10 protein-coding genes are annotated in these 11,693 nt (G+C 70.1%); 5 read left to right on the top strand and 5 right to left on the bottom strand.

From position 1 onward, the window contains the following. Positions 1-120: 120 nt before the first annotated feature. Positions 121-2,403 (top strand): collagenase, encoded by a 2,283-nt coding sequence (locus GWK61_RS29040; RefSeq protein ID WP_194913758.1) that lies wholly within the window; start codon positions 121-123, stop codon positions 2,401-2,403. Between the two features lie 181 nt (positions 2,404-2,584). Further along, complete coding sequence (locus tag GWK61_RS29045; protein WP_194913767.1) at positions 2,585-3,622, top strand: LacI family DNA-binding transcriptional regulator; 1,038 nt, start codon at positions 2,585-2,587, stop codon at positions 3,620-3,622. A 201-nt stretch (positions 3,623-3,823) separates the two neighbouring features. On the opposite strand, the gene GWK61_RS29050 is transcribed toward GWK61_RS29045, so the two are convergent. The 4 genes from GWK61_RS29050 to GWK61_RS29065 all read right to left on the bottom strand — a co-directional run bounded on the left by GWK61_RS29050 (position 3,824) and on the right by GWK61_RS29065 (position 7,133). Continuing rightward, the gene (locus tag GWK61_RS29050) at positions 3,824-4,318 is read right to left on the bottom strand and encodes a GNAT family N-acetyltransferase (RefSeq protein WP_194913772.1); all 495 of its coding nucleotides are present in this window, start codon (positions 4,316-4,318) and stop codon (positions 3,824-3,826) included. A gap of 265 nt (positions 4,319-4,583) precedes the next feature. After that, positions 4,584-5,273, bottom strand: a complete 690-nt coding sequence (locus tag GWK61_RS29055) for a dienelactone hydrolase family protein (protein ID WP_194913774.1) — start codon at positions 5,271-5,273, stop codon at positions 4,584-4,586. A 65-nt stretch (positions 5,274-5,338) separates the two neighbouring features. Next, positions 5,339-6,181 (bottom strand): NUDIX domain-containing protein, encoded by an 843-nt coding sequence (locus GWK61_RS56985; protein ID WP_228563112.1) that lies wholly within the window; start codon positions 6,179-6,181, stop codon positions 5,339-5,341. After that, positions 6,111-7,133 (bottom strand): rhomboid family intramembrane serine protease, encoded by a 1,023-nt coding sequence (locus tag GWK61_RS29065; RefSeq protein ID WP_194913776.1) that lies wholly within the window; start codon positions 7,131-7,133, stop codon positions 6,111-6,113. Before GWK61_RS29065 ends, GWK61_RS56985 begins: the two co-directional genes overlap by 71 nt. A 211-nt stretch (positions 7,134-7,344) precedes the next feature. Between GWK61_RS29065 and GWK61_RS29070 the strand changes: the two genes are divergently transcribed. Continuing rightward, the gene (locus tag GWK61_RS29070) at positions 7,345-7,980 is read left to right on the top strand and encodes an acyltransferase (protein ID WP_323747803.1); all 636 of its coding nucleotides are present in this window, start codon (positions 7,345-7,347) and stop codon (positions 7,978-7,980) included. 34 nt (positions 7,981-8,014) lie between these two features. Here the strand turns inward: GWK61_RS29070 and GWK61_RS29075 are convergent, their stop codons facing one another. Next, positions 8,015-9,082: a substrate-binding domain-containing protein gene (locus GWK61_RS29075; protein ID WP_194913778.1), complete on the bottom strand. Its 1,068-nt coding sequence runs from the start codon at positions 9,080-9,082 to the stop codon at positions 8,015-8,017. A gap of 210 nt (positions 9,083-9,292) precedes the next feature. Here GWK61_RS29075 and GWK61_RS29080 point away from each other — a divergent pair, with 210 nt between their 5' ends. Continuing rightward, positions 9,293-10,309: a hydroxyacid dehydrogenase gene (locus GWK61_RS29080; protein ID WP_194913779.1), complete on the top strand. Its 1,017-nt coding sequence runs from the start codon at positions 9,293-9,295 to the stop codon at positions 10,307-10,309. A 52-nt stretch (positions 10,310-10,361) separates the two neighbouring features. Then, positions 10,362-11,675: an ABC transporter substrate-binding protein gene (locus GWK61_RS29085; protein WP_194913781.1), complete on the top strand. Its 1,314-nt coding sequence runs from the start codon at positions 10,362-10,364 to the stop codon at positions 11,673-11,675. Positions 11,676-11,693: the final 18 nt, after the last annotated feature.

Below are 11,693 nucleotides of genomic sequence, written 5' to 3' on the forward strand. Positions count from 1 at the left end.
GGGCGTGCCATAGTCCTATCCCCCGAACGCATTGTCAGTGTTCTGCACCGCTGCGAGATTGCGTCCAGCGCCTCCTCGTCGAAGTCCTCTGAGGCGCACGCCAACCGTCAAGGAGCAGTGATGCGCCACCTGTCACGCCTGCCCGGATTCGCTGCCGCGGTGGTTGCCGCGGCGGCGTTGACCGGGGTGACCGCCGTCGGAACGGCTTTGGCCGTGCCGCGTCCGGTCGCTTCGGCTGTGAACCACGCCGATTCACCGCCGAAGGGTTCTACGAACCCTGATATCGCCGACCGTCCCGTCGTGGCGAAGGCCGCGACGCCGGTCGGAGACCTCGCACCGCGTGCGCCGATCGGCGGTAGTGCGGCCGATGGCACCAAAACCGGTGCTGCGAAACATGTGGCAGCGGCCAAAACCGCAGCGACACAGTCCTGCACTCCCGCGGACTTCACCTCCCGCTCCGGCGCTGCCCTCAGCGCCTACGTGAAATCGTCGACCACCGACTGCATCAATACCCTGTTCAGCGTGACCGGCTCCGACGCCTCCACGATCTTCAGCGAAGTCGACATGAAGACCGTCGCAGGGTCCTTCAAAACCGGCGCGGCCAGCTATCCCGGCAACGACTCCACGAGCGTCCAGCAACTCGTGCTGTTCCTGCGCGCCGGGTACTACGTGCAGTACAACAGCAACGGGTCCATCCTGGCCTACAGCCCGGCGCTGGCCACCCTGGTCGAAGGCGGCCTGGACGCGTTCTTCGCCGGCTCGCACGCGCTGGACGTCAACGACAACAACGGCCCGGTGCTCGGCGAGACCGTCATCCTCACCGACAGTGCCGACGAACAGGCCCGCTACCTCGGTGTCTACCGGCGGATCCTGAACGCGTACGCCAGTTCCTTCAACGCCTACCCGACGATGCTGAGCGCGGTGAACGACGTCTACACACCGCTGTTCCGAGGACACCAGTTCCCGGCGTTCGTCTCGGCCGTCACCGCCGACCCGAGTGTCATCGACACGCTCGACAGCTTCGCGCTGAACCACATCGGCCTGCTCGGCGGCGCGAACTCCTACCTGGACTCCAACGCCGGGCTGGAGATGAGCCGGTTCGTGCAGCACGCCGCCTTGCAGGCGAAGGTGCGGCCGCTGATGAACGGGCTGCTCGCGGCCTCGTCGATGACCGGGCCGACGGCGCCGTTGTGGGTCGCGGTGGCCGGCAACGCCGACTACTACGACCAGGCGAACTGCGCGTACTACAACGTGTGCGACCTGGCGTCGAAGCTCACCGCGGCCGTGCTGACCACGACGACGCACTGCGACGCCAGCCACACCGTGCTGTCCGAGGCGCTGACGCCGGCCGACACCGGCGCCGTCTGCGCCAGCATCCTGGGTCAGTACTCGTACTTCCACACCCTGGTGCACGACAACGGCCCGATACCCGGCCAGTACGACCAGAACTTCGTGCTGACCGTGTTCGGCTCGCCGGCGGACTACCAGACGTACGCCGGGCCGATCTACGGCGTCGATACCAACAACGGCGGCATCACGCTGACCGGCGACCCGACCGACCCGAACAACGTCGTGCGCTCGATCATGTACCAGTGGGCCACCGACAACGGGTTCGTGGCCCGGGTGTGGAACCTCAACCACGAGTTCACGCACGCGCTGGACGCCGAGTACGACACGAAGGGCGACTTCAGCGCCGAGATCACGGTTCCGGACATCTGGTGGATCGAGGGGATCGCCGAGTACGTCTCGTACAGCTACCGCGGGGTCACCGACACCGAGGCGGTCAGCGAGGCGGCGACGCACCGGTACGCGCTGAGCACGCTGTGGCAGAGCACTTATGACAACAGCGACCAGACGCGGACGTACCCCTGGGGCTACCTGGCCGTCCGCTACATGATGGAGCGGCATCCCGCCGACGTCGCGACGTTGCTGGCGAAGTTCCGGGTCGGGGACTACGCGGGCGCCTACGCCTTGTACGGCACGACGATCGGCACGTCGTATGACGCCGATTTCAACGCCTGGCTGGACCAGTGCGCGGCCGGGGCGTGCCAGGTCGGCGGGCCGCCGCCGAGCCAGACGTGCCCCGATCCGGACACGCGGGCCATGGGCCAGAACTGCTCGCGGTCTGGTGAGTCGGCCGCGGCCGGTGTGATCGACTACTTCTACCTCGACGTCCCCGCCGGGACTCCGTCGCTGACCATCACCACCGGGGGCGGCAGCGGAACGGCGTATCTGCTGTACGACCCGACCGTGTGGGCCGCGCCGAACGCGTATACCCAGGGCTCGCTGAACGCGGGGACCACGCAGAGCGTGACGATCACCAATCCGCCGGCGGGCTATCAGTACATCAGTCTCTACGGGCAGACCGCCTTCAGCGGGGTGACGATCACCACCTCCTACTGAGCTGGCGGTTCTCCCCGAACCATTTGATCCACCGTTCACCTCGGGTCCCCGACGGGTTCCGGGCCGTGCGGCGGAGCCACGAAGCGTGGCTCCGCCGTCACTGGTTTCACCATGTGGGCCACGCGCGGTGTTCGGCGTGCCACAATCCTGTCGGGGATTTTATGTAGGACGGGGGAACGGAATGCGGGTCACCATCGCCCATGTGGCGTTGCGGGCCGGGGTCAGCAAGGCCACGGTGTCGCGGGTGCTCAACGGCAAGGGGGAGACGGACGCGGCCACGGAGGCCCGGGTGCGGCTGGTCGTCAAGGAGCTGGGCTACGTGCCCAGCGCCCGGGCGGTGTCGCTGGCCAAGGGGCGGACCGGGGTGGTCGGGGTGCTCGCGCCGACGCTCACGCGGCCGTGGATCGCGCAGGTCATGCAGGGTGTCGCGGACTCGATGGAGCGCAGCGGGCACGGCCTGATGCTGTTCACCCGGGGCTTGGGCGACGACTCCTTCCGCCGCTTCGCCGGCCACGTCGACGCCAACGCCTTCGACGGCCTGCTGGTGATCGAGCCGGAGGAGACGGCGCCCGCGGTGGCCAAGATGGCCGCCGCCGGCCTGCCCGTGGTCCTGATCAGCGACCGCGAGACCGGCCCCGGCACGCCGGTCGTGGCGACCGGCAACCAGCCGGGCGCCCGCCAGGCGGCCGAGCACCTGTTGGCGTCGGGGCGGCGGCGGCCGCTGGTGGTCGGGGGACCGGAGGGGTACGACTGCGCGGTCTCGCGGGTCACGGCGTTCACGGACGCCTTCGCCGAGGCGGGCTTCCCGGTGCCGCCGCAGGCGCAGTTCCCCGGCGACTACTCGGGGGAGTCGGGCCGCGTGGCGGTGTCGAGCGCGGTGGCGGACGGGGTCGAGTTCGACGCGGTGTTCGCGCACAACGACCTGTCGGCGTCCGGCGTGCTGCAGATGCTGGCCCAGGTCGGCCGGCCGGTGCCGCACGACGTGGCGGTGGTGGGCTTCGACGACGCCGGACACGCGGCGCTCACGGCACCGCCGCTGACCGCGGTGCGACGGCCGCTGCGGGATATGGGAGCCGAGGCGGCGCGGTTGTTGGCTGCGGCGCTGGACGGCGGGACGGCTGGGGCTGCTGCGGGGACGATGGAGGCGGCCGAGGCGGCCGGGCCAGTGGCGATCGCGACGGAGCTGATAGTGCGGGAGTCGACGGTCGGGGCCGGGTGAGGTCGGCCGGCTTGGCGGCGCTTCGGGTGCTGCCGGCTGAGCTGGTGGGCTGAACTGGCGCGCGCTGGACGGACTCGCCTGGCCGGGGTCCGCGGGATCGCCGCGGTTAGCCGGCATGCCGCCAGACGCGATGTCTGCCGGAAGCCGGCAGCCCGGGGCAGCGAGTCGTCCGCGGCCCCGGCGCTCAGTCGGCTCGCCGGGTCAGCCCTCGGCGACCTCAAGCCGGTAGTAATACATCCCGCCCTCTTCCTTCACCAGGGCGAACCCGGTCTTGTCCAGCACCCGCTGCGAGGCCACGTTGCTCGCTTCGGTGTCGGCGACCATCGCCCGGACCGCCTCGTGCGTCCGGCACATCTCCACCAGTCCCGCCAGCGCCTCGGTCGCGTAGCCGGCGCCGCGCGCGCCGGGTACTAGGCCGTAGCCGAACATCACCTGGCCTTCCTCGTCCGGCGGGCCGTAGAAGCCGATGGTGCCGATCGCGGTGCCGTCGCGGTCGATGCGGTAGCAGCCGAAGGGGCCCGCGTCGTGGCCCGCCTCGGCCGCGCCGAGGAAGCCCTTCACACCGTCGCGGTCGTCCTGCATCGGGAAGTCCTCAGCCCAGCTGTCGTCGGCGGCGGGGGTGACGTCGACGACGCGGCGTCCCTCCTCGACCGTGAACGGGTGCAGGCGGAGTCGGTCGGTGTGCAGGTCGGTCATGCGCGTTCTGCCTCCTTGAGGAATCGCCGCACGGTTTCGCGGGCGTTTTGGGACACATGCTTGCGGTGCGCGCGGGTCAGCACGATGCGGTATCGAACAGTCCGGCCGGAATCCGCCACACCTGGGCGGTCAACTCCCACGCGCGGTCTTGCGCACCGATACCGGCGGCCGCCAGCGTAACCAGCGGGACTCAACCGAACTGGTTGTGCCACGTGGGTTGCGCTGGCGGCTGGCGGTTTTCGTGGGCGAGACCGCGCGCCCGGCCTCAGGCCGGCGCCAGATGCCGTTCGACGAACGACCGCCACAGCCCCGGAGCGTGCTGCGGTGTGTGGCTGTGGCGTCCGGCGAAGGCGTGGAGTTCCTTGTCGGTGCTGGGGAAGGTGTCGAACAGTTCGAGTTGGTCTGGCCTGGGGAAGAGTTCGTCGTCCCACTGCATGTGGAAGAGGACCGGGGCGGTGATGTTCGCGGCGTCGTGGCGTACGCGGTCTGGGGCATGGAGTGCCGGGTGGAATGCTGCGCTTGACGCCAGGCCGAACTTGCCGAGGACCGCGCAGCGTAGTGATGGTCCGAGGGCGGCTGCGGTGGGGAGGCCGAAGCGGGTGCCCATCGACAGGCCGACGTAGGCCACTCGTGTTCCGTCGGCGATGCCTGCTTCCGTGAGGTGCGCCGTTGTCGCGACCCAGTCGGCGGCGATTCGGTCCAGTACGGCGCCGATGCCTTCGTCGGCGACGCGTGCCTGGTACTCCGCCGGGGTCAGCGGGTGTGGCACGCGGTCGCCGTGGAAGGGGCCGTCGATGGCCGCTGCCGCGTAGCCGGTCGAGGTGAAGCGGGCGGCCAGCGCTACGACCCGGTCGCTGTGGCGGTGGCCGCTGCCGCCGTGTCCCAGTAGCACCAGGGGGAGTGGCGGCCCTGGGTGTGTGGTCGGGGTCCAGACGGTGGCGGGGACGTCTTCCATCGGGCGGTGGATCAGGAACGAGCGCTGCGTTGTGCGCGGGCCGATCTGCCGAGTGTCGTGCCAGTTCACCCCGACCGCCGCATCTTTCCCTCCTCCAGGTCCTGCACCGCGATCCGCCCCTCCCGCACGGCCAGTGCATGCACCAGGCGGTCGAAGGTGTGCTGGGGCAGGCGCTCGCGTGCGCCGTCGAGGTCGAAGAAGCCGTACTCGTCGATCTCGCCGTCCTGCAGCCGGATGCGCGCGATGTCGTCGGCACCGAGCACGCCGCCGTCGTAGAGGTAGTGGATCAGCGGCGGACGCTCGGCGTCGCGAGGACGCCAGTCGACCATCAGCAGTGCGCCGGGTTCGGCGTCGAGGCCGACTTCCTCCAGCGCCTCGCGCCGGGCGCCTGCGGCGGGGAATTCGCCCTCCTCGACGCCGCCGCCGGGGAAACTCCAGGTCTTGGTGGGGCGGTAGGACTGGCGCACCATCAGGACCTTGCCGTGCTCGTCGAAGAACAGCATCGTGGCGCCGACCACCACCTTCGGCAGGGACGCCGCCCACGCCGCACGGTCTTGGCCGGTCCCGATCTCGGACAGCCGCGGTGCGCCGGCCTCGACCGAGCGCATGTAGACCCGGCCGATGTGGTCCTGCAGGACTCGTTCGGGGTCGGGTACCACCGTCGCCAGCGCGACCGCCGCGGCGGTGATGACGTCGCAGAGCTCTGCCGCCAGGTCGGCGTCGGTGTGGCTGCGGCCCTTGCGCGGGTTCTGGCCGGTGGTGCCGATCAGCGCGGCCGCGGCCTCGCCGGCCTCCTCCGCGACCTTCAGCACCCGCAGCGGGACCGCGAGTGCCGGGTCAGTGTCCGGATGCGAGTCCAGCCAGGCCCTCTGCTGCCGGACCACCTGCCACATCAGCGGCTCTTCCATGCGTCACCAAGCCCTCCTCGGCCGACGTGTGCAGCGCCGATGTCCGCACCGCTGTCGCGCCGATCAACACAGCCAGTATCGCGACCAATCCCGCCGCCTGGACGACGACCTGCCGGGCGCGCGGCGCGTAAACGTAGACCAGCCCGATCACCGCGCCGGTCACCAGGCCGCCGAGGTGTCCCTGCCACGAGGTGAAGCGCGAGGCCAGGACCAGCCAGAGGATGGCGATGACCAGCTGCCGCTGCCCGCCGAGGGGATCGAAGTGCAGTTTGCGGCTGAGGACGAAGTACAGGCCGATCAAGCCGAAGATCGCGCCCGACGCCCCGATGGACTGGGTGTAAGGGGCGGTCAGGAAGTAGCAGAACACTGATCCGCCGAGTGCCGACAACAGATACGCCGCGATGTACCGCGCCTTCCCTATCTGCTGCTCGACCACCACGCCGAACATCCACAGCGAGAGCATGTTGAACAGGATGTGCATCGGCCCCAGCGGCGGCTGGTTCGGCAGGATGTGCACGAACGCCGACGTGATCATCCGGTACCACTCGCCGTGCGCGACGCCGATGGGGTGGTACCCGGGCGGCGGCGACGCCATGGGCTCGTAGAGCGCGTTGTTCGGCCCGCGCAGTGCGTCCGAGAGCATGCCGAGCTTGTCCACGACAGAGTGCTGCATCAGCTCCGCCGCGTACACCGCGAAGTTGAGCATTATCAGCGCGATGGTGACCACCGGCCGCGCACCGCCGGACGCCGCCGACGAACCGAACACCGTCCGCGCCTGGCGCACGTCCTTGTTCCCCGCGCGCACACACTCAGGGCACTGAAACCCCACCGACGCGCTGCGCATGCAGTCGGGACAGATGTACCGGTCGCAGCGGGTGCAGCGCACGTGGCTCTCGCGCCCGTCGTGCCGGTAACAGGTGGTGACCGGCGCGGTCGCGTCGGGGACGGTCATCGGCGGGAGTCCTCCGGGCGGAGCAGCGGAAAGCAGCATCGGAAAGCAGCGGAAAGCATCGGACGGCGCAACGGGACGGCACACCCTACCGTGCGGCGACCGGCCTACGGCGGGCACAATGCAGGCCCCCGGCCACAAAGCGCGGCCCGTCCGCGCCGGTCGTATGCTGACCGCGATCCCCCTGAAGTGATCATGTCGAGAAGAGACCCCCGTGCCCCGTCGTCCCGCCTGGATCGACCGTCTCACCGCCGCCGCGATCCGCGGCGTCTGGGACTGGGCGCGGGTGCGCGGCCGCGTCACCTCCACCAACCCCGGCCGCTACCGCTTCGCGCATCTCGGCCCCGGCGCCGCACTGTCCTTCCCGCTCGGCGCGCTCTACAACGAGCAGTACATGGCGATCGGCGAGGGCACGCTCGTCGGCGAGGGCGTGAGCCTGGCGGTGGGCTGGCCGGGGGAGGACTTCGGCGAGGAGATCGTGCTGCGCATCGGCCGCGGCTGCTCGATCGGCCGCGGCAGCCACATCGTGGCGCACCTGCGCGTGGACATCGGCGACGACGTCTTCTTCGGACCGTACGTGTACGTCACCGACCAGAACCACGGCTACACCGGGCTGGACACCCCGATCGGCCGCCAGGACCCGGAGGACAAGCCGGTGACCATCGGCGACGGCTGCTGGCTCGGCGTCGGTTCGGTGATCCTGCCGGGGACGACGCTCGGACGGAACGTGGCCGTGGCGGCCGGCGCGGTGGTGCGCGGATCGTTCCCCGACCACTGCCTGATCGGCGGTGTCCCGGCCCGGATCCTGAGGCGGCACCACGGGGACGACGGCTGGCGCAGCAACCTGTAGGCACTGATCGCGCTACAGGGAGCGAAGCGATCCCTTACGCCGAGCGGGCGACCCCCGTCGACTCGCGCACGATCAGCCGCGGCGAGACGTCCACATGCCGGGCCGGGGCGCTGGGATCGCGCACCAGATCCAGCAACGTCCGCACCGCCAGCTCGCCGACGGATTCCTTCGGCGGCGACACCGCGGTCAACGCCGGCCGCGTCAGCGCCGAGAACTCGTCGTCGTACGCCACGATCGAGATCTCGCGCGGCACCGCGAAGCGCGTCGCGAAGCCGTTCTGCAGCAACGCCAACGCGTCTTCGTCCGAGTGGACCAACAGCGCGGTCGCCTCGGAATCGCGCAGGCGCTCGGCGAGCGCGTCTATCTGCTCCGGTCCCCACTTCGGCCAGCCGTCGAGGTCCGTGCTGCCGATGATGCGCGGCATCTCCGGCAGCGACAGCGCCGCGGCGGCCTGCTCGAAGCCGCTCAGCACGCTGCGCGAGGTCGGCGTCTCGCCGCGGGCGAACATCGCGATGCGGCGGTGCCCGAGTTCGTGCAGGTGCCGGACCGCGAGCCCGGCGCCGGTCTCGTGGTCGGTGCGGACCCACGACGTGGTCGCGGCGGCGGGGCCGTAGGACCGCCGCTCCACCAGCACCGTCGGCACGCCGAGCGCGCCGGCCCACTCCACCTCGTCGGTGGGCGCCAGCAGCACGGCCCGGGCCCCGGAGTCCACCAGCCCCATCGCCAGCGAGAGGTCCTGCCCGGACTGGTAGTCCGAGACCGCGACCAGCAGCCGCCCCTCGGGCTCGCGCAGCACCCGGCGCATGCCGTCGACGACCCGGTTGAAGTAGTACGACGACTTCGGGATGAGGGCGCCGACGACCGGCAGGTCGGTCTCCTCGGCCGGGTCCTGGGGCCGTGCCGGGGCCGCCGGCTCGGCGGAGGCGGGCAGCACCGCGCCGCCGTGCACCTTGTCCAGTTGTCCGGCCTTGGCCAGCTGGTCCAGGTCGCGGCGGACGGTCACGTCCGACACCCCCAGGATGCCGACCAGCTCGGCCACCTGCACCGACCCGCGTTCGCGGGCCAGGCGAAGGATCAGGGCGTGCCGTCTGGCGGCGAGCACGGACCACCTCCTGGAGCAGAAGCTAACAGTCAGAACCGTTCACAGCATGGGGGTGCGTCGACGTTCCGGCAAGTCTGAGTTACGTTTTTGTTCGTTTCCCATCGATTCTCATCGAACGTATTGACTTCCGGTTATCTTGTTCTGACACTGGTCCCCGTTGTTCGTTTGCCGTCACATCCGAAAGAGCCACCCGAAAGGCGCCACCGAAGCATGGATCGTCCGACCGCCGTCCTGGCCATGCGCCCGGCGCTGCGTCCGCTGCTGTTCGACGCGGCGGCCGAGGCCCGGCTGGCCGGGCTGGCCGAGGTCGATCCGGCGCTGGTGGTGACCGATTTCGGCGATCCGCGGGCGGCCGCGGCGCTGGCGCGGGCCGAGGTGCTGATCACCGGCTGGGACTGCCCGGTGCTGGACGAGGCGGCGCTGGCCCGGATGCCCGCGCTGCGCGCCGTCCTGCACTCCGGCGGCAGCGTGAAGCACCACGTCACCGAGGCGGCGTGGGCCCGCGGGCTGGTGGTCTCCTCGGCGGTCGCCGACAACGCGGTCCCGGTGGCCGAGTACACGCTGGCGATGGTGATCAGCGCGAGCAAGCGGCTGCCGGAGATGGAGCGCGCGTTCCGTGCCGGGAGGGACGGCCGGGACTGGCAGCACTGGTCACAGGACTTCGGCCCGGTCGGCAACCACCGGCGGGTCGTCGGTGTGATCGGGCTGTCCCGCGTCGGCCGCCGGGTCGTGGAGATGCTGCGAGTCCTGGACGCGACCGTCCTCGTGCACGATCCCTACGTGCCGGACGAGGAGGTCCTCCAGCTCGGCGCCGTACCCGCCGGGCTCGACGACCTGGTGGCCGCCTGCGACGTGGTGAGCCTGCACGCGCCGGGCAACGCCGAGACCCGGCACCAGATGGACCGGCGCCGGCTGGCCCTGATGAAGGACGGCGCGACGCTGATCAACACCGCGCGCGGCGCCCTGGTGGACACCGCGGCGCTGGCCGACGAACTGCGGACCGGCCGGCTGTTCGCGGTCGCCGACGTCACCGACCCGGACCCGCTGCCCGCCGACTCCGAGCTGTTCGACCTGCCGAACCTGACCCTCACCCCGCACGTGGCCGGCTCGATCGGCGGCGAGGTGCGGCGCCTGGGCGACTTCGTGCTGGCCGAACTGCTGCGCCTGACGACCGGGCAGGGCCTGCTCGGCCTGGTGCGACCTGAGACCCTGCCGTCCATAGCATGACAGTGTCTTGATAGATCTTGTGTGCCACCCTCACCAGAGAGCGAGACCCGATATGCGTACCAGTAAGAACGTCCACCGAGCCGGCGTCATAGCCGTCGCGGTGGCCGTCTCGGCCGCGAGCCTGTCGGCCTGTGGCAGCTCCAGCAAGCCCGGTACGTCCTCGGGCGGGCAGGCCTCGGGCAGCACCTCGTTCACCTACTGGTCGATGTGGCAGCAGAACGAGCCGCAGGCCAAGGTGATCAAGAAGGCCGCCGACGACTTCACCGCCGCCACCGGTATCAAGGTGAACATCCAGTGGCAGGGCCGCGACGTGATCACCAAGCTCACCCCGACCCTGCGCACCGGCTCCTCGGCGGACCTGGTCGACCAGTCGGTCAACGCGCTCGGCGCGCTGGTCGCCAAGGACGCGACCGCCGACCTGAGCACGCTGTACAGCACGCCGGTCAGCGGCGAGTCGCAGACCATCGGGCAGATCATCCCGGACAGCTACAAGCCGTTCCTCAACGACAAGAACGGTAAGCCGTTCATCGCGCCCTACGAGGTCTCCTCCGAGGGCCTGTGGTTCGACGCCTCCAAGTTCCCGGACCTGGCCGCGAATCCGCCGAAGACCTGGGACGACCTGCTGGCCCTGTTCGCCAAGGCCAAGGGCATGGGCATGACGCCGGTCGCCGTCCCCGGCGACGACAAGTACTGGGTGCTGCTGACCCTCCAGCGCGAACTCGGAACCGACGGCCTGAAGAAGCTGGCGAGCGACAAGACCGGCGCCGCCTGGGACGACCCGAAGGTGCTCAAGGCCGCGCAGCTGGTCCAGGACCTGCGGGACAAGGGCGACTTCCTCAAGGGCTACGAGTCCAGCAAGAGCATCGACGAAGAGGGCGACTGGGCCAAGGGCCAGGCCGCCTTCTACCTGTCCGGCACCTGGGTGCCCTCGGAGGCCGCGCCGAACGCCACCGCCGGCTTCAAGTTCGACAGCATCCAGCTGCCGGCGCTGGACTCGGGCAACACCGACACCGGCATCAACTTCTTCGGCTTCGCGGTCCCCAAGACCGCCAAGCACTCCGACGCCGCCGAGAAGTTCATCGCCTTCTTCATGAAGAAGGAGCAGCTGTCCGGCATCTCGACGCAGGCACTGAACCTGACCCCGCGCGCCGACATCGCCCCGCCGGCCCAGCTGGCCTCCATGAGCAAGGCGCTGACCGGCACCGTCTACGCCGACCAGGGGCACCTGTCCGTGGACTACGCGGACTGGACCAACAAGATGCTGAACCCGGAGATGATCCGGCTGGTCACCGGCCAGGACAACGCCGCGAAGTTCGTCGCCGACGGCAAGCAGGGCACGATCGACTACTGGAAGTCCGCGTCGTGACCAGCGCCACCGTCGGTG

The organism is Catenulispora rubra (genome assembly GCF_015356825.1).
GTDB classification, from domain to species: Bacteria; Actinomycetota; Actinomycetes; order Streptomycetales; family Catenulisporaceae; genus Catenulispora; species Catenulispora rubra.